Here is a 22,099-nt window from a genome sequence, read left to right on the forward strand (position 1 = left end):
TCAAATATGGTGGTCTCCCCTCTCATCGGCTTTATCGGCCTGGGCACCATGGGCGAACCCATGGCCTTGAATCTGGCAACGGCAGGCATCCCGCTGCGGGTCTGGAGCCGATCGACGACGAAGTACCCACGCTTGGTCGCCGCCGGCGCCACGGCGATGAAGGACATACGGGATCTGTATCATCAATGCGGCACGATCATTCTGATGCTGACCGACGGCGGCGCCATCGACGCGGTGCTGGCCCGCAACGAGCCGGAGTTCCCCAAGCGCGTCGCGGCCCGCACGATCGTCAATATGTCCACCGTTCCCCCGGAATACTCCCTCTCGCTCGCCACCGATATCCAGGCCTCGGGCGGTCGCTATGTTGAAGCGCCCGTCTCCGGTTCGCGCCAACCGGCACAAGCCGGCCGGCTGGTGGCTATGCTCGCGGGTAGAGAAGAGGACGTCGAGGCGGTCCGTCCACTCCTCGCGGCGATGTGTCATGAAAGTTTCGACTGCGGCCCGGTGCCTGGCGCCTTGCGTATGAAGCTGGCGATCAACACCTTCCTCATCACGCTGGTCACCGGGCTTGCCGAAGCCACCCATTTCGCACAACGGCACCGGTTGGACATGGCGTGTTTCGCGGCGATTCTTGATGCGGGCCCCATGGCCAGTGACGTCTCCCGCAGCAAAATGACCAAACTGCTGCAACACAACTTTGAACGGCAGGCAGGCATCACCGATGTGCTGAAGAACAATCGTTTGGTGGTGGAATCAGCACGGGCCGCCGGCATCGCCTCCCCGCTGATGGATATCTGTCTTGCTCTCTACGCCAATACCGAAGCCATGGGCCTGGGGGAAACGGATATGGTCTCGGTGATCAAAGCCATCGGCATCCGGGACACAGGCTCTGGCCCCGGTGGAATCCACCGATAACCCATATGGGGTATGTGCGCGCTCTACCGACTCCCTACACTCAAGAGACTCTGATTTGGGACTGGTGGAACGACGATGAAAAAAACGACCTTACTCCTGATTGCTTCGGTGGCATCGGCCACACTTGTTTCCGGGTGCGGTGGCTCCTCCTCTTCCGGCGGCGGCGCCGGGGATGGCGATAGCGGCCTGAGCATCAACGGTACCGCCACCGCTCCAACTGGCGCGGTGGCCATTCACCCTCAACCGGGCTTTCTGGAGATCGCCCTGAACCTGCTGATTTCCCCCGCCAACGCGGCGATCACCGGTCTTGACCCGGTGGCAGGCGCCACCGTCCAGCTTCTGCGAATCGACGACGAGGGCAATCCGGTGGGCGACGTGCTTGCGGAAACGGTTACCTCGATCAGCGGGGATTACACTTTGCCCCTGCCACAAGACGTGAACCTGGCAGGCAATCTGCTCGTGCGTATCACGGGATCCGGTGCTCAGATGCGCGCCCAGGTGGTCGACCGAATGGTGGACATCAATCCGGTATCCGAATTCGTGCTGAGAAAATTTATTGAACAAGGCGTGGATCTTGACCAACTGACCGTCTCCGAAGTGGTGACATTAAAAGGCAAGGTGGATACGTTCGACCTCACCGCTGGCAACGATCTCAGTGACATGCTTTCCAAACTGGACCTGGAAGTGGGTGAGTTCGTGGAACAGCAGGTCGCGGCCATCAACAGCCAACCAGGCGATGCCAGCGGCGTTACCGGCAATTATCGCAGCTCCGCCTTCGGCCTGGGGTTGCATGACAGCGACAATGACAACTTCGGCACCTTCGCCAATGATCTCTGGTTAAGCGAATTCAGTTTCGCCGACGGCGGCGGCAATATCGTGTCAATCACGCTAGAGACCGAAGAGAATGCCTATTCCAACTTCTCCGGCTCCAGTGTGGCAACCGCTTCACTGTTCTATGAAACCGGCATCGAGGATAGTGAAGCTCTCTCTGGCACCTTGAGTCATTCCGGCCTTCTCACCATAGAGGGCCCCTTCGAAGAAAGCGTGAACGGTGATTACGCCTTTCGCTACCCCGCAATGGTCTACAACCTGCAGAAAGTGAAGGAGAAGGGCCTGTTTTTCCTGCTTTCCCAGGAAGCCGCGGTGCGCTATGGCACTACCGACACCAATGGTGATCAGCAACCGGATGCGTTGAACCCCAATGACCGGAAAGGAGACGAGGCGTTTCGGGCCCTGGAGGTCTTCGCACGCTCCCCCTCGTCCATGGAGAGTTCCGATCTTAACGGCACCTTCGGGCGGGTTTTCATGGAGACCTACGTGCAGTCCGGTGTTATCGAGCTGCAGACTGAAGTCAGCCGCGTCACTTTCAACGGCGACGGCACCTTCGACCAAGGCGACGGCACGGGACACCGGGTCGGGCTGGAAAGCAGCGGCGGCACCTACATGGCCCTATCCGAAACCGGCTCCACGGGAGAGCCGATTGTCATCTCCGCCCAAGGGGATATTGTTTCAGCGGGCAGCGAACAAGGGCAGCCGACGGCCACCGATGGATTCATCAACGACAGCTTCGACTTCATCGCCTTCGCGGAAACCGAAAACAACGACACGCTCTGGGCGGAATTCAACAAAACTCTGATGGTGAAACTACCGGAAAGCACCCCGGATATCGCCGGTAAGCGATACCGTTTGATGTTGTTGTCCGTGTCACTGGAGGGAGCCGGTAACGGAACCAGTGATATTGAGATGATCAACAGCCGGTTCAACAGCTACATCAACCTGAACAGTGCCACCGCCGGCACCCTGGACGGCCACTTTACCGTGGTGGAAAAAAGCGGCCTCGGCGGTGATCTTTCCGTGGAGCAGGACAGCGTCAATCAACCCGTGGCCGTGAGCGTCGACGCCCAGGGCGCCACAACACTGACCCTCAACGACGAAGACGGTCATAACCTCATGGAAGGGTTCTTCAACCAGGATGCCAGCCTGGGCGTATTCACCACCCGTTGGGTACCCGATGATGGCGATCCCAATGAACTCGGCCTGGTGGTCCTGGTCGATGTCACGGAAGACGCTCCCGGCATACAGTAACAAGCCAGCAGGCTATTTCCGACCCCGCTCCGCCGGGGTCGTTTTCGTTGCGCCCCAGGCAAACGCTTTCTATGATCAAGGTCATATTTCGCCGAGCCCGGGGCCTCTGTCTTGCAGGATGATAATGACGATCTGATTGGCAAGATCTATGAAACAGCCTTGTCCCCCGACGATTGGGTGGAACTGCTGGACACCATTACCGGCTGGACCTACACCACGCCGCCAAAGGATACCCCCGATGCGCCCGTTCATGTGGAACGGTTGATCGGGCACCTTGAACGGGCGGTACGCGGCAGCTCCTATATGCATGCTCTTGAGGACCGCACACAGCTCCTCAATACCATGTATGACCGAATGCCCTGGCCAATGCTGATGCTCGACCAGGAAATGCATGTAATGGAATGCAACCTGGCGGCGCGTCAGACGCTCACCCGGGAGCCGATAACCTTGCTCCCCGATGGCCAACTACGCGTCGCCGACCGGGAACTGAAGCAGTCATTGAAGCGGGTCAATGACCGCGCGGGCGGCCGGCATACTCAACTGCTCACTTCACGACACGCCGCGGTGACCCTGCTCTGTCTGCCAGTGAAGAAGTCCGACGCCGGGGGCACCATTAGCCGGGTGCGGACTATTGTCTGGGTATTGGCGGGTCAGAATGTAGTGACTCCCTCTCCTGAATCCTTGAAAGCCATTTTCCCCATAACTCACGCGGAATCCCGCCTTCTTCACCTGCTGTGTAAGATCGGCAATCTCAATCAAAGCGCGGCATTGCTGTCGATCAGCGTTCACACCGCTCGCGCCCAGATCAAGTCCGCCATGGCAAAGCTGGACGTCAACAGCCAGGTACAATTGGTAAGCCAGGCGATGGGGCATGCTCTGGTGCAGACCGCACCGCCCGGGGCTACGTCACCAATACCGGAGCGCACCATGACCCTGACCGACGGCCGCGTGTTGAGCTGGTTCGAGTACGGTGATCCAACCGGGCGGCCGGTGCTGACATTGGATAACCTCGGTGGCGCACTCCCCGACCACCGCCTGTTCGAAACCTGGTATCGCGAACAGGGTCTGCGCATGATACTGATCGTAAGGCCCGGTTACGGCCTTTCAACCGCACGGCCGGAGATGGAGTTCCGGGATTTCAGTCCGGATATCCGCGCGCTATGCCGCCATCTCGATATCGAACGACCACCGATGGCGGCCTACTGCGGCGGCGGGCCCTATGCACTGTGCTCAGCCGCTATGGATCCGGATCTGTTTGATCGACTGGGACTGCTGTCCAGTACTGTTCCGATCGAACACTTCGAACTGGATAAGCTTGACCCTATCCACGCCATGTTCCTGCGTATCTTCCGTAAGGATCCACGTCTGTTCGTATTGGTCGGACGGCTCGCCCTGCGCGGAATGCAGCGCTCGCCGGAAAAGTATTTCTCACGTCTGGCCAAATCCCTGTGCCCCGAAGACCAGGCCGTACTCGGAAACCCGGACCTGCTGGCCCGGCTGATCGAGCGCATGAAGCTCAGTCACTTCCAGGGCGCCCGCATCATCATTGATGAGTATCTGCGTATGCAGCACCCCTGGTATGTGGATCTCAGCCAGATCAGCGTGCCTGTCACCTACTGGCACGGAGAAGACGACCGCATCATCTCCATCGGCAGTGCCCGTAGCCTGGCCGCGAGCCTGCCCAACGTCAGTTTTCGCAGCTTCCCGGACCAGGGGCGTTTTATGATCTACAAGGTCTGGAAAGCGTTTTTAACTGAACTGCTCGAACTTTCTTCTCCCGAGGAATCACCCGGAGGGACTGCCTTTCCAGCCCTTACCAGCCCTTTCTGAATCAGTAACGCGGGACAGCCGATCACTTTCCTTTTTCCATAATCTTGTCTCTCCCGCTATTTTCCATGTATTGATCGGGTCAACGCGATCAGCCCTGCTTTTTCGTCAATCCATAGTAGCTTCTGACTACTTCATCCCGGGTTGCTCCGGGCTCGAACATCTCAATCACCACATTGTCGGGAGCCCCCAACATGAAGTAACCGCCACCTCCGCCCAACTTCCGAATCGGATTGGGAATATGAAGCCCCGCCTCCTTCATCCTTTCATAGATCTCCTCGATGCCAACCACTTGCATTCCAAGATGGTGCACCGCGTTCTTTCCTTCCCCTCTGGGAGGTTGATCGTAGAGATGCAGTGCACCAATACCGATTTTCATAAAGACATTACGGGCACCGGCGACGTCACCATCCCATACCACCTCGCCATCGAACCATCTTGTATAGAAGTCGATCGTCTCGTTGATATTTGAAGCAAAGATATGGACATGCTGCAGGTGGTAGCGCTGATTACTTCCGTAGGGATACTGCCATTCGTTACTCATGATGCATCTCTCCAGACTCACCGAAAATGATTCATTCTTTTAATGTCATGCTTTCCTGGCCATCTCTTTCAACGGCAGTCCAACAAGGCAAGAGCACCGAATGACGACTATATGTTCAGTGCCGCCTTGATGGCTTCCTTTCTTTCATCCGTGAACACACCGGTATCCAGAAGATCCAGGATCGACAGCACATCGCCGCGGGAGCCCCAACTGCCTTCATCAATGACACGGAAGTTCACCCACCACAGCGGGCCAGGGGCACTCATGTCACAGGCTTCCGCCAGTGCGGCCAGAACACGGCGAATGACTTCCGTCCGGACCTCCGCCGGCCAGGCCGCCGCCATGACGGCAATATCAATTGTCACAACGTCCGCCTGCTCATCCGAAAGCAACTCGCCATTAATCGCCATACTGTCGGTATTGAGTTCATTAAAATGAACCTGGAAACCCACACGGGCGGGAGGCATGGGCTGCCCCACTTCCGGCACCAGGACAGCGTCGGTCAATGTCGTCGCTAACGCTCTTTTCTGATCTGTGTTCAGACGCCCTTGCGGGGTCGTGACTCTGATGATGGTCATCGTTCCGCCTATTTTCCGGCAAAGACGGGCTCGCGCTTTTGCATCATCGCCATGACACCCTCACGTACATCCTCACTTTTCATCAGTTGGAGTAACTGTTCCGTTAACATAGCCAAACTTGCTTCATCACCCTCATAACGGGCCGCATTGGCTGAAACCAGGGTAGCTTTAACCCCCAATGGCGCGGCTTTCGCAATCCGTTCGGCCACTTCAATAGCACGATCCAGTTCCTGACCGGGCTCAACCACTTCACTGACCAAACCCAGTCGGTACGCTTCTTCAGCCGAGAATTCTTCACCCGTCAACATATAGCGCATGGCATTCGACCACCCGGCCACTTGCGGGAAGCGCACCGTGGCGCCACCGGCCGGCGCAATACCACGCATCACTTCCATCTGCGCGAAACGGGCATTTGAAGCGGCAATCGCAACATCAGCGCTGAGGGCCAATTCAATGGCCGCGGTCCAGCACATACCCTGAACAGCCGCGATCAAAGGCTTGCTACGTCTCGGCCGGGAGACACCAAAGGGATCGATCCCCTCATCCGGATACTGAAAACCACCACCAGCCAGCTTGGGGCCCAGCTCCATCAAATCCAGACCGGCGGTGAAGTGCTCACCATGGGCGAACAATACGGCGCAGCGCAGATCAGGGTCGCGCTCGTATTCCCCCAGAGCCAGGGCGAGGTCGGCCAGCATGGCGCTATCGAAAGCATTACGTTTGCCCGCCCGATCCAGGCCCAGCAGAAGAATATTTCCACGCCGCTCCCGGCTAACGCGGCCTGTTCCACTGTTTGCTTCACTCATCTTCAGATCTCTCCAGAAATATAACGACTGTAATATTCAAAAGCCTAGTATATAACGATCGTTATATCAAGAAGAAACAGCATCACCACAAGCTCAGGCCGGACAGTCGGCAACATGGCTCATCAAGGTAATCTCTGGCGGCATTACCCGAAGGAAATAGAGGAAGGTGTGTCGAGACGGAGGCGGAATCGCCCGGCAACCATGGAATCAGGTTTCCGGATTGGCGCCAGGCAACGGTTTAATGGGACTTGCTCTGCTGTGTGCCGTGTCAGGTTTTGCTCTGAATCGCCGTTTCGATCAGCCATTCCAGCTGTCGGGATACCCTGTCCAACGGTTCGATGCTCCGCTGCGCACGACAAAGGGCCACCGTCCCCTCAACGGAAGAAACAATCAAGGTCGCAAGCTGTTTTGCCTGCTCATCTTCGACTCCTTCCATCCGCAAGGATTGACTCATGACATCGGTCCAGGTGGCGAATACCCTGGCGGCCGCGTCAAGCGCCACCATCCCCTCGTCACTGTCGGGCTCCTCAACCGCCACGGACAGAATCGGGCAGCCGGCTTTAAAGTCACTTTTCAGAACCTGTTCTCGCCACAGCTCCAGAAAAGCCGACAACCCGTGCAACGGCCCCGCCTGCAATGACTCAGCCAGTACCGCTGTCACCTTGCCCCCCACATAGCGCACCGCTTCCACAACCACCTGCTTCTTCCCGCCGGGGAAGTAGTGGTAGGTGGACCCGAGAGGGGCCTTTGAGTACTTGGCCAATTCGCGAATACTGGTCGCATTCAATCCCCTGCGACTTAACATCTCCGCCGCACCGGCAATCAATCTTCGGCGTGCCTCTGGCTTTGACTGAGACATCTTCTCTCCGATCATTCAGAAAATATAACAAACGTCATATTTTAGCATCGCCATAACCGGTATCACAATCGATATGGTGAAGCGTCTTCAATACCTGAAACCTTCACATCGAGTCGAACGGGAAGCCCGTCAAACCGCACTATTCCGCGCTCCCTCTGATAGAGGCCCGGTGTTCCGTTTGCTATGCTTCCTCTTTCGTTTCCGACACGATTGATCGTTTTTCAAGCAAACTCGCGCAGGCCTGAAAGGTATAGCCCAAAACGCCAGAAATCGAGGATCAAACGCAGATATGGCAAAGGAAGATCTATCCGGCCACACCCCGATGATGCGGCAGTATCTTGGCATCAAGGCCGAGCACCCGGACCAGTTGGTGTTCTACCGTATGGGGGATTTTTATGAACTGTTCTTCGGCGATGCGCAGAAAGCGGCCCGGTTGCTGGACATCACACTGACTCAGCGCGGGCAAAGCGCGGGCAAGCCGATTCCGATGGCGGGGATTCCGTATCACGCGGCGGAAGGGTACCTGGCGCGGTTGGTGAAGCTCGGTGAGTCGGTGGTGATCTGCGAGCAGATCGGTGATCCGGCCACCAGCAAGGGGCCGGTGGAACGCAAGGTGGTACGCATCGTCACGCCGGGAACGGTAAGTGACGAAGCCCTGATGGAAGAACGCCGGGACAATCTGCTTTGCGCTTTGTGCGAAGACGGCCCTCGCGTGGGCGCGGCAGCGCTGGACGTGGCAGCCGGCCGTTTCGTGGTGACCCAGGTGGAGGGGCAGGAGCAGTTGCAAGCGCTACTTGAGCGCTGGCAGCCGGCGGAGTTGTTGCTGAGCGAAGCACACGGTTTTCCGACGGCATTGGCGGAACGCCCCGGCAGCCGGGTGCGGCCAGTGTGGGAGTTTGATGAGGAGGCGGCGCGGCGGCAGCTGTGCAAGCAGTTCCAGGTGCAAGACCTGTCCGGCTTCGGGCAGCCGGCAGGCGCCGCGGTGGCCGCGGCCGGCGCGCTGTTGCAGTACGCTCGCGATACCCAGCGCAGCGCCCTGCCCCATGTCACCGGTCTGGCGGTGGAGTCGTTCGACGACAGCGTGGCCATGGACGCCGCCACCCGCCGCAATCTGGAGCTGACCGAAACCCTGGATGGCCGGGAGCAACATTCCCTCGCCTCGGTGCTGGACAACACTACCACCGCCATGGGGGCGCGCCTGTTGAAACGCTGGGTGCATCAGCCATTACGTGACCGCGTCGTGCTCAATGGCCGCCAGGATCGTATCGATGCTCTGCGTGACGGCTGGCGTTTCGAGGCGCTGCGCCAGGTGTTGGATCAGATCGGCGATATGGAACGAATCCTCGGCCGGGTGGCGCTGCGCTCCGCCCGCCCCCGCGATCTGACCCGCCTGCGCGCCAGCCTGGAAGCGCTGCCGGCCCTGCACGCGGCCTTGCCGGAATCCAACGCCTTCGCCGAAGCCCATGAGCGCCTGGGCGAGTTCCCGGAACAGTGCGAATTACTGGCCCGGGCGGTGATCGAGAATCCACCCATGTTGATCCGCGACGGCGGCGTCATCGCTCCGGGTTACAGCGAGGATCTGGATGAGTTGCGGGCGATCAGCGAAAACGCGGGCGCGGTGCTGGTGGACATCGAAAAACGCGAACGCGAACGCACTGGCTTCGGCACTCTGCGGGTCAAGTACAACAAGGTTCACGGCTACTATATTGAGCTGTCCCGCCGCGAGGCGGAACAAGCGCCGGTGGACTATCAACGCCGGCAGACCCTGAAAAACGCCGAGCGCTTCATTACGCCGGAGTTGAAGACCTTCGAGGACAAGGCGCTGTCCGCGTCCAGCAAGGCGCTGACGCTGGAAAAACGGCTCTACGAGGCCTTGATCGAAACGGTGGCGGCACATCTGGGGCCGTTGCAGGTGTGCGCCTCGGCGGTGGCCGAACTCGACGTACTGGCGACACTGGCGGAACGCGCCGAGGCGCTGGGCTGGGTGCGGCCGCAACTGCTGGAAACGCCCTTGCTGGAAATCGTCGACGGCCGCCATCCGGTGGTGGAGCAGGTGCTGGAAGAGGCGTTCGTGCCCAACAGTCTGCACCTGGACGATCGCCGGCGCATGGTCGTCATCACCGGCCCGAACATGGGTGGTAAATCCACTTATATGCGTCAGACCGCGTTGATCGCGCTGCTCGCTCATATCGGCAGCGCGGTGCCCGCCGCCAGCGCCCGCATCGGGCCGCTGGACCGGATCTTCACCCGCATCGGTTCCTCCGATGATCTGGCCGGCGGCCGTTCCACCTTCATGGTGGAAATGTCGGAAACCGCCAACATTCTCAACAACGCCACCCCGGAGAGTCTCGTATTGATGGATGAGATTGGCCGCGGCACCAGCACCTTCGACGGGCTCAGCCTGGCCTGGGCGGCGGCGGAGCATCTGGCCAGGCAACTGCGTGCCTTCACCCTCTTCGCCACCCATTATTTCGAGCTGACACAACTGCCGGAGACTCTGGAGACGGTCTACAACGCCCACCTCACCGCCAGCGAACACGACAATCGTATTGTCTTCCTGCACCGGGTGCAGGAAGGGCCCGCCAGCCGCAGCTACGGTTTGCAGGTGGCACAACTGGCCGGGGTACCGGCACCGGTGATCCAGCGGGCCACGGAAAAGCTGCAGGAACTGGAGACCGGCACGCCCGCGCCAGCGGCGGCTCCCGCGCGCCCGGCGGCGCCGATGCAAAGCGAGCTGTTCGCGGCACCGGACCCGCTCAAGGAGGCGTTCGGGGAAGTCGATCCCGATCAGCTGACGCCTCGTCAGGCGCTGGATCTGCTTTATCGGCTGAAGAGCTTAGCTTAACCGGGTAAGCCGGTTTGCCTGCCCGGGGCCTTGAAGCTAGACTAGCGCGGCCCCGAGACCCCCAAACCGGCGCTCTGCTAGACTTTCCATAGCGGGCGGACCGGTCGTGGAAGAGAACACACCTGGCGAGGACAGGCTAATGACGTTCGTAGTAGGTGAAAACTGCATCAAGTGTAAACACACGGACTGTGTGGAAGTATGTCCGGTGGACTGCTTTTATGAAGGTCCGAATTTTCTGGTCATTCATCCGGATGAGTGCATCGACTGTGCGCTGTGCGAGCCGGAGTGCCCGGTGAACGCGATCTTCTCTGAAGACGAATTGCCCGACGACCAACAAGAGTTCCTGGAGATCAACGCCGAACTGGCGGAGAAGTGGCCGAATATCACGGAGATGAAAGATGCTCCGGACGACGCCGCGGACTGGGACGGCGTGGCCAACAAGCGCGAGCACCTGGTTCGAGAGTGGTAAGGAGAACGGCGGAGAAGGCGGATCGAAGACTCGTCTTACCGCCAACCGCCTGAGAGGCGGGCAGGCATTGCCAGGGAAGAAGGCGGCTATAAAAATGAGAAGGGCGGCATCCTGCCGCCCTTTTTGCGTCGAGTCGTCCTTACCCGATTTGCGCTCACCTGGACATCCTTGTCCGCCATCCTTAGCAGTTCCCTGTGTTCATGTCCCTGAACACGGAAAGTACTATAGCAAGTGCCCTGACGCTCAAGGGTTAAAGATCTTTAAAAAGTAAATGGATTCCATTCACCGAAAAACAAAAATTCCTTTCAAATCAAATGGATGGGGATTTTCAGCTCAAAAGAAAGAGCAGATGGCGGACACCACATTGGTAAAAATGCTTACACCATTGTAAGATATGGCTTACAAGATCGCGGTTGACCTTCACTTCGCAAGCCTGCCATTTGCATTCTGGATACGGTGCACCCGAACAAGCTAGGAAGTTTTTACATTCTCTCACCGCATTTTACAGCAGGGGGAAGGCTCTCCCTGTAGGATATACAGTATCTCGATTGGCTAGGGCGTTAGGCCGAGCCAACGGAAAAGGTATCCCCCCAAGGCGCTAGAAATAGCGCTCACAACCCCCCCTCTTCCACCCCCCCCCTTTGGAAGAGGGGTTTTTTTTGTCCCCAATCCCATGGTCGACACTCTGAGTGCCGCCTCAGAGCGACTTCAGCCGCGCACACACCGATTCGAAGGCCTCCTTCAAGGGGTCGAGCAGGGATGCCGCCATCGCCACATCGCCGTCGCGGGCCGCGCTTTCCATCTCCAGACACAGCGCTGATACCCGTACCGCGCCGAGGTTGCCACTGCTGCCCTTGAAACTGTGTGCCTGCTGACGCACCACTTCCGTATCGGTGGCGGCGAGCCCGTCCTGAATCGCACGCAAACGCTGTTCACCATCCTTCACGAAAGACATCACCAAGCGGGGAAAATCCGCCCCCATCACTTCTTTCAGTTCCTGGATTACCGCCAGGTCCACTGCTTCCTGCCTGCTCATCAATCACTCCAGCTGAGCCCTGCGTCAACGCAATCGTGACACCAATGGTAGCGCCATAATATCGCACAGACTTCAGCGGAATGGGTGAGAAAACGACACGCTGCCGTGTTGGGCAAAGAGGCGCCGTGACCGTTGAAAACGAAGCGGCCATGGACAGGCTCAGGACAGCAGACCCAGGCGCCGGGCCCGGTCCAGATCCTCGGGGTAATCCACGTCCCAAAGCGTCGGTAATAATCGCGGCCGACAGCGGTCGGACAGCGCCTTCAGGGTATCGGCCAGAGTGTGGTCCGTGCTCATCGCCACATGGCGGAACAGCGATTGACGCCAGAGCGCGGCCTCACTGCCACCGAGCAGGACAAAACCACCATCTTCACTGGGGCCGAGGACTACCGGTGCCTGACGCAGGGCATCCGCGGCGGCCAACAGATATTCCCGGCTCATGGCCGGACAGTCACTGCCCACCAGCAACACCTGTTTCGCCCGTGCCAAACCCCAGGCCATGGCGCGCTCCATGCGCTCGCCCAGATCCACGCCCTGTTGATAGTCAATGTCCAGCCCGAGCGCCCGCGCCCGGTTCTCGGTGGCAGTCTCGGCACGATCCAACATCAATACCGCCGGACCGGGAAACGCCGCCGCCAGACACAGGGTACGTTCCAGCAGCGCCTGATGGGCCGCCAGCGCGGTGTCCGCCCCCAGGACAGCCGCCAACCGGTTTTTTACCCGGCCCGGCTCAGGCGCCTTGGCGAAGACCAACAGCAAGGTGGCCGTCTGTTCATCCCGGGTCACGTCCGTCCTCCCGCTGCGGAACGGACTCACCACCAGGATCGCGATAGTAGATCCGGTGCAGTTCGGCCGGGTCGGCACCGCGCCAATAGCGCCAGCGCAATCGCCACATCAGCAACACGGTTCGCAGCACGCCCTGTTGCTGCCAGCGGCGACTGTCCACCACCATCCTGGGACGCAAACACAGTGGTTTACCATGGCGACGCAGACAAGCGCTCAGCGCCACGTCTTCCATCAACGGTTGTAACGGAAAGCCGCCCACATCAAGAAATAAAAGACGATCCACGAAAATCCCCTGATCGCCGGTGGCGATGCCGGTCCAGCGCGAGCGCAGGTTCATGGCGCCGCCAATGATCGGGAACAACGGATGACGGCCCTTGAGGCGGACATCGAACCGCCCCCACAGCGGCCCCTCCGGCAAATAGCGCAATGCCGCCGGCTGGTTCCGTCGTATTCCACTGTCCGCGTGCACAAACCAGAGCAGATCGCCGCAGGCCCGTTCAGCGCCGAAGTTCATCTGGCGGGCCCGGCCACGGTCGCAATGCAGAACCTTGTCCGCGCCTTCCTCCGCCACCAACACGGTATCGTCGGTGCTGGCACCATCCACCACGATAATCTCATCCTGATCCCACAAATGGCGGCGCAATTTCGGTAGCAGCCGCCGCAAACGGGGAGCTTCGTTGAGCACCGGAATCACCACGCTCAAACGCCGCGTCACGCCAGCGCTCCACCGCAACTGCTGCCGGCCCCGGCGGTGCAACCGAAACAATGGTCCGCCACGTACACCGGTTCACCGTCCTTGTCACCTCGCAATATTTCCCGCAAATGCGGATGGCGATCGGCGCCTCCCTGAGCCAGCCCGAGCATCTGATTGAAGTCGCAATCGTACAGATAACCCTGATAGTCCACACTCAAGGTATTCCGGCACATTACCTCATCCAGATTGACCGGATTGTGGCTGCTGCGCAGCAACCGCATGTAATCATCAAACTGATGGTGGGCCAGCAATACCGCGCCAAAGCGGCTGATCGGCATGTTGGTGATCGTCAGCAAACGGTTGAAGTGAATATCGAAACGGGCCGCGAGTTCACGCTTGTAGTCGTCCTGCAAACCGGCCTGCGGCGGCGGTAGATGCGCCCCCACCGGGTTGTACACCAGATCCAGAATCAGCGACTCACCACCATACCCCACCTGATTGAGTCGCCGGATCGCCTCGATACTGGCCGCGTAGACGCCCTTGCCCCGCTGCTTGTTGACGTTCTCTTCCAGGTAGCAGGGCAAGGACGCCACCACCTGCACGCCTTGCTCCGCCAGGAAAGCCGGCAGATCCTCATAGTCCGGTTCCAGCAGAATGGTCAGATTGCAGCGGTCGATCACGGTGATATCCAATGCCCGTGCTTCCCGGACCAATCGGCGAAAGTGAGGGCTCATTTCCGGTGCGCCGCCAGTCAGGTCCAGGGTTTCGATGTGCCCCCGTCGAAGCACCTCGATCACCAGATCCACGGTCTCCGCGGACATCATTTCCGTGCGCGTGGGGCCCGCGTTCACATGGCAATGCACACAGCTCAGATTGCACCGATAGCCCAGATTCACCTGCAAGATGGTGGTCCGGCGCCGACGTAGCGGAGGGAAATCGGTGCCACTGCGTACCAGTAACGCACGACTGTCTCTCATGATCAGCTCCTGTCCGTTGTTCTAGGGCCTGTTCACCCTAGTGTAATGGACGCACGGATAAGGAAAACGTTACGTCAAAAGCCATGGCAAAGGCGAATCAGACAAAGACAGAGGGGAAATGGCGCCCCGGAGACGATTTGAACGTCCGACCTAGCGCTTAGGAGGCGCTTGCTCTATCCAACTGAGCTACCGGGGCAAGGAAGAGAGGCATTGTACCGGCCTCAAGCGACAGCGCCAGTGGCACGGAGCAAGACTCTCCATGGAGGCGCTTGCTCGCCCTCCAGGCTCCGGCCACGCGGCGGTATCCGCGCGGCGTGAGGATGGCCGGCGCCGTGCGCCGGAAGGCCCCACCCTCACCCAACTGAGCTACCGGGGCAAGGAAGAAGGGCATTGTACCGGCCTGAACGACTCGTGCCAGCCCATACGCCCATTAGCTGTTAAAACACTAATGGGATTCTACGAAGCCGCTGTGGGAAGCTTGCTGGCAAGCGAATGGCCAACGGCCCGGTGGCATTCGCGGCCAAGGCCGCTTCCCACAGCAGCTTCGTAGCGTGATCTATGGGCGCCAGCCTGCTGGCGAAGGGAGCGTTAGAGCTTGCAAGACACCATCGAAGCTCCCACAACGGCTTCGTGGAACCTTCCGAGGACAATGCCCGGGCAGGGAGTCCAGGGAACAGACCCTTGACATCTAATGCTTTCTTCATCAAATATTCAATAAATCAATTGAATATTATTTTCATTAAGCAGGAATCACTGCCATGACCGATATCCTTGAATTCGTCATCCGTACGCTGCTGATCGGGGTCGGGGCCACCGCGATAACAGATGGTTATGCCCTGGCTGCGCGGCGCTTTCTTGGTTTGCCGGCGCCAAACTGGAGACTGGTGGGGCGTTGGGTGGGGCATCTGCCTCGCGGTCAATGGGTCCACGACAACATCGCCACGGCCACTCCCATCAGTGGCGAAACGAGACTCGGCTGGCTTACCCACTATCTCATAGGCATTGGTTTCGCAGGGCTGCTGCTGGCACTGACGGGGTTAGCCTGGGCCAGAGAGCCATCCCTATGGCCGGCGTTACTGTTCGGAGTGTGTTCCGTGGCGGCGCCTCTGTTGATTCTGCAGCCGGGCATGGGCGCCGGCGTGGCGGCCTCGAAGACCCCCAACCCGAATCAGGCCCGTCTCCGCAGTCTGGTCAACCACACGGTATTCGGAATCGGTCTGTTTCTGGCCGCCCGGCTGGGGCTTCTGCTTTGGCCCTCTCCCTAGCCCCCACCTGCTACCCGAGCGACGTTTTACCTTTGTTGCCTTTACCTCACACGATGGGCGATTCTAGGGTGAATAAAGACTGATAGAGGAAAGGATCCGCCCATGAAAGCACTCAGCATCATCATTCTGATCCTGGATATTTTCGCCATCGTGAAGATCCTGCAATCCGGCGCCGAGGTGCCACAAAAGGCTTTGTGGATCGCGCTGGTGGTCATCGTGCCGGTGCTTGGCCTGATTCTCTGGGCCCTGCTGGGACCGGGCTCTCCGGTGAAACAGTGACCCGGCCGTGATCAGCCTCCCAATCCCAGATTCAGCAACAGCTGATTATCCCGGCTAAGCAACCAGAACATCACGCTGGCCAGAGACACCATTTGAAACTGCATGTGTTGCCGCCGTCCCCGTATCCAGGCTTCCGGCCAGTGTTCGCGGATAGCGGCCACCTTCTCCATCAGAAACAGCAACATCACGGCGACGATCATCAGCAGCGCGGCGACCAGCGCCGGCACGAACGGCGTGGCGCTGGCCAGTAACCACAACAGCAGTACCGCCGGTGTCAGCGTCGCTTCCCCCCTTTGAACCTCCGCCCCCAGATACAATCCCGGGGGCAGCAACAGGAAAATCGCCACCAGCAGGGGCACCAGCGGTAACCAGCCGTGCGCCACCGCTGGTGCCGGCAGCCAGATTGCGGTGGCCACCGCCACCACCAGCAGGCCATGCAGGAATTGCAGACGAATCAGGGTAACCAGATGGGCGGGCAGTTCCGCATCCCGGGGCAGACGCATGGGGGTTCCTCTCAGCCTCTCAGAGATAGGGTTCCAGCATATGGGCCAGAGCATTACGCACGTTGCGCCAGGCTGCCATGGCCTGGAAGTCGGTATCGTCCATGCGCCTGGCGCCGGCGATCCGGCCGTCGATCAGGGTATTGACCTGTTCCGACAGCGGGCCATCGTAGCATTCCAGATCGAACTCGAAGTTCAGCCGCAAACTGCGCGCATCCCAGTTCCCCGAGCCAAGCTGTACCCAATGGCCGTCGACCGTCATCACTTTACTGTGATCGAACGGCGGGGCCGAAAGATACAGATGCGCGCCACCGCGCACCAGCCATTTCAGCGCGTGAATGCTGGCCCACTGCACAAGACGCAGATTGTTCTTGCGCGGCACCACCAGTTCCACCTTGACGCCTTTGAGCAAGGCCAGCTGCAACGCCGCCATCAAGGTCTGGTCCGGCACGAAATAAGGCGTGACGATGCGGATTTCCCGCTCCGCCGAGCCAATGGCGGCGAGCAGGGTCAGACGGCGTTTGTCGAAGTCCGCGTCCGGACCTGCGCTGATACCACGGGCACGCACCGTCCCCGGCGCCGGTTGCCCCTGATATTCCACCGTCAGGTTCTCGCCACAGGTGAACATCCAGTCCGCCGCGAAGGTACGCAGCAGATGCGCCACCACCGGCCCTTCCAGACGGGCATGCAAGTCGTGGGTCCGGGCCGGCTCCCGCACATAACCGGCACGCACATTCATGCCGCCGGTAAAGCCCAGGGTATGATCGACGATCATCAATTTACGGTGATTTCGCAGGTTCATGTAAGGCATGCGCCACGGCGCCACCGAGTGCAGGAACCGCTCCACCCGTACTCCTCCCTTGCGTAAACGGCGGGTCACCGAGGGCAAGGAGTACAAGGCGCCGACGCCATCCAGCAAGACTCTCACCTGCACGCCACGGGCGGCGGCCCGTGTCAGTGCCTCCACCAAGGGCTTGCCGGCCGCATCGTTGCCGAAGATATAGGTGGCCATGAAGACGCTGTGCTGTGCTTCCTCCACCGCCTGTGCCATCAAATGCAGGGCCTCGCGGGCCTCATGCATGGTGATGCGATTGCCGGCGGTCAAAGGCAACCGCGTAAGGCGCCCCACCAGCCGCGACAGCACACGCAATTGCGGTGCCTGCACCGTGTCCTCGGCAACCGATTCCGTGCTCTGCAGAGTATCAATGCCGCCGCCGGTAAGCTGCCGGGCTCGGCGCTGGATACGATTGACCCCGAGCAGCAGGTACAACAAGGCGCCCAGGAACGGCACCAGCCAGACCAGGCCGGTCCAGGCCGCGGCGGCACGGGCGTCCCGTTTGTGCTGGGCCACATGGACGGTCACCCACACCGCCAACCCCACGCCCACCGGCGCGACGATCGCCAGCCAGAACGCTTCCAGCCAGGCCGAGGCCTGCTCCACCCACAGCAAAGCCGTATGTATAAAGTCGTTCACCTCATCGCCTCGCCCAGAGCCTGTTCACGATCTTTACGCCACCGCGCCGGGCAAACATAGCATATTGCCTTACTCGAGGCTTGCGGCCGTGATTTTGCTCTTTTATTTTCAATAACTTACAATCGTCATCCGTTTTTCACCCTCCGCGTCCAACAGGCGCACCGGGTCGGAATCTTCCGCCCATTTGAAGTGCCATCATCGCCCGGTCATCCGTGTCGGCGATCATCGGCGAACTCCAGGATCGGCCTCGCCGGTCACTCTGAAAGCAGAAACCTGCTGGTCCCTTGACCAGTGTACCGACCCCTTTGCGGCGTCGGCACGGCATGAGGAACACAAGCATGCAAGAAACCAACACCGTGATACCGCTGCGCGAGCATCACGACACCGACTTCGGCGAACCCCGTCGCTTCAAGGTGTATACCGCCCGCCAGTTGGACAAGATCGAGCCGCTCCAGCGGTTGGACGAGGAAGCCCGTTTCGCCATGGACGTGGTCGCCAGCGTCCTGCCCTTTCGGGTCAATGAGTATGTCATCGAGGAACTGATCGATTGGGACAAAGTGCCCGACGACCCGATCTATCAGCTCACCTTCCCGCAGAAGGGCATGCTCGCGCCGGAACACTTTGACCGGGTGGCGGCAGCCATGCGAGGCGGCGACAAGGACACCCTGGACCAGGCCATCGCCGAAGTCCGCGAGGCGCTCAATCCGCACCCCGCCGGGCAGATGGAACATAACATCCCGGAAGTGGACGGCGAACGCATCAACGGTCTGCAGCACAAGTACGATGAAACCGTGCTGTTCTTCCCCAGCCAGGGCCAGGTGTGCCACAGCTATTGCACGTTCTGCTTCCGCTGGGCTCAGTTCATCGGCGACAACGATCTGAAGATCGCCGCCAAGGAAGCCGGGCAACTGAAGAAGTACATCCAGGCGCATCCGGAGATCACCGATGTCCTGATCACCGGCGGCGACCCATTGGTGATGAAGACCAAGAACCTGCGCGCCCATATCGAACCACTTCTGGAACTGGAACAACTGCGCACTATCCGCATCGGTTCCAAGGCGCTGACGTTCTGGCCGCACCGCTTCGTTTCCGACAATGACGCCGCCGATCTGCTGGACCTGTTCCGCGAAGTGACAGCTTCCGGTAAGCATCTGGCCTTGATGGCGCACTATAACCACTGGAAGGAACTGGAGCCGCCCATCGCCCGGGAGGCGATCCGCCGGGTTCGTGCCACCGGTGCCCAGATCCGGGCCCAGGGTCCGCTGCTGGCGCACATCAATGACGATGCCGATGACTGGGCGCGCCTGTGGCAAACCCAGGTGGAACTGGGCGTGGTGCCCTATTACATGTTCGTGGAACGGGACACCGGCGCCCGTCATTACTTCGAGGTGCCGCTGGCCAAGGCCTGGCAAATTTACCGGGGCGCCATGAAACAGGTGTCCGGCCTGGCCCGCACCGCCCGCGGACCGAGCATGTCCAGCCACCCGGGCAAGGTGGAGATTCAGGGAGTAACGGAAATTCACGGCGAGAAAGTGTTCGTGCTACGTTTCATCCAGGGCCGCAATCCGGATTGGGTGCAACGGCCGTTCTTCGCCAAATACAACGACGAGGCCACCTGGCTGAACCATCTGGAACCGGCCTTCGGCGAAGAGAAATTCTTCTTCGAGGACGAACTGGCGGCGATGGAGAGCTGAGCTTCTCAAACATCTCGGTCCGGGGACCGATGAGTCCCACGAATTTGGCAGTCCCCAGCGCTTGAACGCCTATGCACTGGCAAGCCAGCTTCCCACGGAAGGGCCACGAAGCCGCTGTGGGAAGCCTGCTTGCTCGCGAATCGGCGTGCGGACATGCTGGCGTGACTTGTCTGTCACAACAACGCCGCCAGCCGCGCCAGGCCCTTCTCCACCCGATTGTCCCAACGCACCGCGCAATTCAACCGCAGGCAGGATGAGAACTTGTTGCCAGTGGAAAACAACGCCCCCGGCGCGAAGCTCACCCCCTCCCGCAAGGCCTGTTCCGCCAATTCAGTGGTATCGGTCTGCCCCGGCAGTTCCACCCACAGCACGAAACCGCCCGCCGGGCGGCTGATCCGGGTCCCCTCCGGAAATAGCTGTTCCACCCTCGACGTCATGCGCGCCACCGCCTTGGCGTGCTCACCACGCAATTGCCGCAGGAAGCGGTCGTAATGGCCGCGCTCCAGATAGCGCGCCATCGCCAACTGCGAGGCCGTCGCCACCGACACCGTATTAATGAACTGCAAATACTCGGCACGCCTCTGCTGATCGCCGGGCACCAACCACCCCACTCTCAGCCCCGCGGACAATGTCTTCGAGGATGACGCGCAGTAATACACCAGCCCGTCCCGATCCCAGCTTTTCACCGGCCGCGGACGCGGCCCGGACAAGGGCAAATCACCGTAGATATCGTCTTCCACCAGAGGCACCCGATATTGGCGCAATAATGACAGCAACGCCTGCTTGTCCTGATCGGCAAGACACGACCCCAATGGGTTGGCGAAATTGGTGACCAGCACACAGGCCTTCACCGGCCAGCGCTCCAGCGCCTGTGACAACGCCTCCAGGGAAATCCCCCGCCGTGGGTCGGCGGGGATCTCCAGCGCTTTCAGCCCCAGTGACTCCAATACCTGCAACAACCCGTAATAGGTGGGTGATTCCACCACCACGGTATCGCCGGGCTTGGTCAGCAGTTTCAACGCAATGGTCACCGCCTCCTGGCAACTGTTGGTAATCAGCACCTGATCCGGCGACACCGGACATTGCAACGCCACCAGACGACGGGCAATGGCCTGACGCAATTCCAGAGCGCCCGGAGGAAATTCATAGCCGACACAGCGGCGCCGCTGCTCCCGCAGCACCGAATGGAAGGCTCGCTCGATCGCCGCCACCGGCATGAAATCCGGGTCCGGAACCGCCGCCCCGAAATTCACTAGCGACGGATCATTGACCGCCTGGATCAGCTCCAACACCCGATCTTGACCACTCACCGCCCTCGGTCCCGCGCTGGCACGGCGCATACGCGGCGCATCGAAACGCGCCGGGGGTCGCGACACGTAGTAACCGGATCGGGGACGCGCTTCCAGCACACCGCGTTGTTCCAGTTCACGACAAGCGCTCACCGCCGTGGCCACGCTGACATTGTGCTGGTGGCTCAGTCTTCGCACTCCCGGAAGGCGCTGCCCGACATCGTAGACGCGCTTCTCAATGAGCGTCTGCAACTGGTCGGCCAGTTGGTGATAGAGGGTCATGACAGCAGTCTCCAATTCAGGCGGCGTGCTCCACCAGGGAGCCTCCGAAAAACGCTCCGCCGTCCATGGCAGCCCCCTGCGGGCCGTCGCCACCACGACGTCAAAAATCGTTCCTGACGATTTTTTTGGGCTCCCTGGCACAGATGGCCCAGCCCGAAACTGTACCGGTTCAAATTGTCATTTTTATATCTGTATCCCTGCCTGACGCAAGCTTAATCTGACCTTTCTTGGCACCTGCTTTAAAGAGGTCACATGGGATATTGGGAAACACTGCTGCCTTTGGCCGGATTCGTGACGGTGATGACCGGCACCCCCGGCCCCAACAACCTGATGCTGATGGCTTCCGGCGCCAACGCCGGATTCCGCCGTTCGCTGCCACACATCATGGGCATTCTGATAGGCTGCCAGATTCTGCTGTTCTGTGTGGCACTGGGACTCGGGCAGCTACTGAGCCGCTTTCCGCAACTGTCTCTGACGTTGCGCATTCTCGGCGTGCTCTTTTTGCTCTATCTGGCCTGGCAACTGGTACGGCACCGCCATACGCCACTGCGCGGCGATCACCGTGGCGCGCCCCTGACGTTCTGGCAGGCCGCGTTGTTCCAATGGGTCAACCCCAAGGCCTGGATGATGATGGTTACCGCCGTGGCCACCTATACCGATCCGGTGCATTTCTCCGCCAGCCTGGCTCTGGTGGCCTTGTGCTTCTTCTTTCTCGGCCTGCCACTGATTTCCCTGTGGAATCTCGGCGGCGTGGCCTTGCAGGGTTGGCTGCAGCACGGACGACGGCTGGGCCACTTCAATCTGGCCATGGCGGCCCTGTTGTTATTGTCGCTTTACCCCACGTTCATGCCGTGATGCCAGGGCCGCGCTGACGTACACTGACGTGATCGTCGAA

General features: G+C 59.9%; 20 protein-coding genes and 1 tRNA gene. 9 read left to right on the plus strand and 12 right to left on the minus strand.

The features are described from left to right. Positions 1 to 6: 6 nt before the first annotated feature. The 3 genes from A6D6_RS07155 (at position 7) to A6D6_RS07165 (ending at position 4,830) form a co-directional block, all read left to right on the plus strand. On the plus strand, positions 7 to 915 hold the full coding sequence (locus tag A6D6_RS07155; RefSeq protein ID WP_159660336.1) for an NAD(P)-dependent oxidoreductase: 909 nt from the start codon (positions 7 to 9) through the stop codon (positions 913 to 915). Positions 916 to 990: 75 nt separating this feature from the next. After that, on the plus strand, positions 991 to 3,000 hold the full coding sequence (locus tag A6D6_RS07160) for a hypothetical protein (RefSeq protein ID WP_159660337.1): 2,010 nt from the start codon (positions 991 to 993) through the stop codon (positions 2,998 to 3,000). A gap of 111 nt (positions 3,001 to 3,111) precedes the next feature. Continuing rightward, positions 3,112 to 4,830, plus strand: coding sequence for a bifunctional helix-turn-helix transcriptional regulator/alpha/beta hydrolase (locus A6D6_RS07165; protein WP_159660338.1), 1,719 nt, complete (start codon positions 3,112 to 3,114; stop codon positions 4,828 to 4,830). Between the two features lie 88 nt (positions 4,831 to 4,918). Here the strand turns inward: A6D6_RS07165 and A6D6_RS07170 are convergent, their stop codons facing one another. From A6D6_RS07170 to A6D6_RS07185, 4 genes are all read right to left on the minus strand, one after another. Continuing rightward, on the minus strand, positions 4,919 to 5,371 hold the full coding sequence (locus tag A6D6_RS07170) for a VOC family protein (protein WP_097057843.1): 453 nt from the start codon (positions 5,369 to 5,371) through the stop codon (positions 4,919 to 4,921). A gap of 107 nt (positions 5,372 to 5,478) precedes the next feature. After that, positions 5,479 to 5,949, minus strand: coding sequence for a tautomerase family protein (locus tag A6D6_RS07175; RefSeq protein ID WP_097057842.1), 471 nt, complete (start codon positions 5,947 to 5,949; stop codon positions 5,479 to 5,481). An 8-nt stretch (positions 5,950 to 5,957) separates the two neighbouring features. Continuing rightward, positions 5,958 to 6,755 (minus strand): crotonase/enoyl-CoA hydratase family protein, encoded by a 798-nt coding sequence (locus A6D6_RS07180; protein WP_097057841.1) that lies wholly within the window; start codon positions 6,753 to 6,755, stop codon positions 5,958 to 5,960. A 268-nt stretch (positions 6,756 to 7,023) separates the two neighbouring features. Then, entirely contained in the window at positions 7,024 to 7,614 is a 591-nt protein-coding gene (locus A6D6_RS07185; protein ID WP_097057840.1) for a TetR/AcrR family transcriptional regulator, read from the minus strand. 289 nt (positions 7,615 to 7,903) lie between these two features. On the opposite strand from A6D6_RS07185, the gene mutS reads away from it, so the two are divergent. Further along, the gene (mutS, locus tag A6D6_RS07190; protein WP_159660339.1) at positions 7,904 to 10,459 is read left to right on the plus strand and encodes a DNA mismatch repair protein MutS; all 2,556 of its coding nucleotides are present in this window, start codon (positions 7,904 to 7,906) and stop codon (positions 10,457 to 10,459) included. A gap of 139 nt (positions 10,460 to 10,598) precedes the next feature. Then, complete coding sequence (gene fdxA / locus A6D6_RS07195; RefSeq protein WP_133493568.1) at positions 10,599 to 10,928, plus strand: ferredoxin FdxA; 330 nt, start codon at positions 10,599 to 10,601, stop codon at positions 10,926 to 10,928. A gap of 697 nt (positions 10,929 to 11,625) precedes the next feature. Here fdxA and A6D6_RS07200 read toward each other — a convergent pair. The 5 genes from A6D6_RS07200 to A6D6_RS07220 form a co-directional block, all read right to left on the minus strand. Continuing rightward, entirely contained in the window at positions 11,626 to 11,964 is a 339-nt protein-coding gene (locus A6D6_RS07200; RefSeq protein ID WP_159660340.1) for an Hpt domain-containing protein, read from the minus strand. Between the two features lie 159 nt (positions 11,965 to 12,123). Continuing rightward, a complete protein-coding gene (locus tag A6D6_RS07205) occupies positions 12,124 to 12,750 on the minus strand; it encodes a TIGR04282 family arsenosugar biosynthesis glycosyltransferase (protein WP_159660341.1) in 627 nt (208 codons plus the stop codon). Continuing rightward, positions 12,737 to 13,465 carry a TIGR04283 family arsenosugar biosynthesis glycosyltransferase gene (locus A6D6_RS07210; RefSeq protein ID WP_159660342.1) on the minus strand — a complete coding sequence of 243 codons (729 nt, stop codon included), beginning with the start codon at positions 13,463 to 13,465 and terminating at the stop codon, positions 12,737 to 12,739. The genes A6D6_RS07205 and A6D6_RS07210 overlap by 14 nt, the downstream gene beginning before the upstream one ends. Then, complete coding sequence (gene arsS / locus A6D6_RS07215; RefSeq protein ID WP_159660343.1) at positions 13,462 to 14,421, minus strand: arsenosugar biosynthesis radical SAM (seleno)protein ArsS; 960 nt, start codon at positions 14,419 to 14,421, stop codon at positions 13,462 to 13,464. The genes A6D6_RS07210 and arsS overlap by 4 nt, the downstream gene beginning before the upstream one ends. Before the next feature lie 119 nt (positions 14,422 to 14,540). Then, positions 14,541 to 14,617: transfer RNA gene (locus tag A6D6_RS07220), tRNA-Arg, on the minus strand. Positions 14,618 to 15,179: 562 nt separating this feature from the next. Here A6D6_RS07220 and A6D6_RS07225 point away from each other — a divergent pair. Next, positions 15,180 to 15,686 (plus strand): DUF2938 domain-containing protein, encoded by a 507-nt coding sequence (locus A6D6_RS07225; protein ID WP_133493211.1) that lies wholly within the window; start codon positions 15,180 to 15,182, stop codon positions 15,684 to 15,686. Positions 15,687 to 15,788: 102 nt separating this feature from the next. Continuing rightward, positions 15,789 to 15,965, plus strand: a complete 177-nt coding sequence (locus tag A6D6_RS07230) for a PLDc N-terminal domain-containing protein (RefSeq protein WP_133493212.1) — start codon at positions 15,789 to 15,791, stop codon at positions 15,963 to 15,965. 11 nt (positions 15,966 to 15,976) lie between these two features. Here A6D6_RS07230 and A6D6_RS07235 read toward each other — a convergent pair whose 3' ends face one another. Then, complete coding sequence (locus A6D6_RS07235) at positions 15,977 to 16,468, minus strand: hypothetical protein (RefSeq protein ID WP_133493213.1); 492 nt, start codon at positions 16,466 to 16,468, stop codon at positions 15,977 to 15,979. Positions 16,469 to 16,487: 19 nt separating this feature from the next. Then, a complete protein-coding gene (locus A6D6_RS07240) occupies positions 16,488 to 17,939 on the minus strand; it encodes a phospholipase D-like domain-containing protein (protein WP_133493214.1) in 1,452 nt (483 codons plus the stop codon). A 338-nt stretch (positions 17,940 to 18,277) separates the two neighbouring features. Here A6D6_RS07240 and A6D6_RS07245 point away from each other — a divergent pair, with 338 nt between their 5' ends. Further along, positions 18,278 to 19,633: a KamA family radical SAM protein gene (locus A6D6_RS07245; RefSeq protein ID WP_159660344.1), complete on the plus strand. Its 1,356-nt coding sequence runs from the start codon at positions 18,278 to 18,280 to the stop codon at positions 19,631 to 19,633. Positions 19,634 to 19,806: 173 nt separating this feature from the next. Here A6D6_RS07245 and A6D6_RS07250 read toward each other — a convergent pair whose 3' ends face one another. Then, a complete protein-coding gene (locus A6D6_RS07250) occupies positions 19,807 to 21,204 on the minus strand; it encodes an aminotransferase-like domain-containing protein (RefSeq protein WP_133493216.1) in 1,398 nt (465 codons plus the stop codon). 252 nt (positions 21,205 to 21,456) lie between these two features. On the opposite strand from A6D6_RS07250, the gene A6D6_RS07255 reads away from it, so the two are divergent. Then, on the plus strand, positions 21,457 to 22,059 hold the full coding sequence (locus tag A6D6_RS07255; RefSeq protein ID WP_159660345.1) for a LysE family translocator: 603 nt from the start codon (positions 21,457 to 21,459) through the stop codon (positions 22,057 to 22,059). Positions 22,060 to 22,099 lie beyond the last annotated feature (40 nt).

Origin of the sequence: Alcanivorax xiamenensis (assembly GCF_009846745.1) — a bacterium.
GTDB classification, from domain to species: domain Bacteria; phylum Pseudomonadota; class Gammaproteobacteria; order Pseudomonadales; family Alcanivoracaceae; genus Alloalcanivorax; species Alloalcanivorax xiamenensis.

What these genes read in the sequence shown, in the direction of transcription:
- A6D6_RS07185 (WP_097057840.1), bottom strand. Translation starts at nt 7,614, where the DNA reads ATGTCTCAGTCAAAGCCAGAGGCACGCCGAAGATTGATTGCCGGTGCG.
- A6D6_RS07245 (WP_159660344.1), top strand. Translation starts at nt 18,278, where the DNA reads ATGCAAGAAACCAACACCGTGATACCGCTGCGCGAGCATCACGACACC.
- A6D6_RS07155 (WP_159660336.1), top strand. Translation starts at nt 7, where the DNA reads ATGGTGGTCTCCCCTCTCATCGGCTTTATCGGCCTGGGCACCATGGGC.
- fdxA (WP_133493568.1), top strand. Translation starts at nt 10,599, where the DNA reads ATGACGTTCGTAGTAGGTGAAAACTGCATCAAGTGTAAACACACGGAC.
- A6D6_RS07230 (WP_133493212.1), top strand. Translation starts at nt 15,789, where the DNA reads ATGAAAGCACTCAGCATCATCATTCTGATCCTGGATATTTTCGCCATC.
- A6D6_RS07200 (WP_159660340.1), bottom strand. Translation starts at nt 11,964, where the DNA reads ATGAGCAGGCAGGAAGCAGTGGACCTGGCGGTAATCCAGGAACTGAAA.
- A6D6_RS07235 (WP_133493213.1), bottom strand. Translation starts at nt 16,468, where the DNA reads ATGCGTCTGCCCCGGGATGCGGAACTGCCCGCCCATCTGGTTACCCTG.
- A6D6_RS07225 (WP_133493211.1), top strand. Translation starts at nt 15,180, where the DNA reads ATGACCGATATCCTTGAATTCGTCATCCGTACGCTGCTGATCGGGGTC.
- A6D6_RS07180 (WP_097057841.1), bottom strand. Translation starts at nt 6,755, where the DNA reads ATGAGTGAAGCAAACAGTGGAACAGGCCGCGTTAGCCGGGAGCGGCGT.
- arsS (WP_159660343.1), bottom strand. Translation starts at nt 14,421, where the DNA reads ATGAGAGACAGTCGTGCGTTACTGGTACGCAGTGGCACCGATTTCCCT.
- A6D6_RS07170 (WP_097057843.1), bottom strand. Translation starts at nt 5,371, where the DNA reads ATGAGTAACGAATGGCAGTATCCCTACGGAAGTAATCAGCGCTACCAC.
- mutS (WP_159660339.1), top strand. Translation starts at nt 7,904, where the DNA reads ATGGCAAAGGAAGATCTATCCGGCCACACCCCGATGATGCGGCAGTAT.
- A6D6_RS07255 (WP_159660345.1), top strand. Translation starts at nt 21,457, where the DNA reads ATGGGATATTGGGAAACACTGCTGCCTTTGGCCGGATTCGTGACGGTG.
- A6D6_RS07250 (WP_133493216.1), bottom strand. Translation starts at nt 21,204, where the DNA reads ATGACCCTCTATCACCAACTGGCCGACCAGTTGCAGACGCTCATTGAG.
- A6D6_RS07175 (WP_097057842.1), bottom strand. Translation starts at nt 5,949, where the DNA reads ATGACCATCATCAGAGTCACGACCCCGCAAGGGCGTCTGAACACAGAT.
- A6D6_RS07160 (WP_159660337.1), top strand. Translation starts at nt 991, where the DNA reads ATGAAAAAAACGACCTTACTCCTGATTGCTTCGGTGGCATCGGCCACA.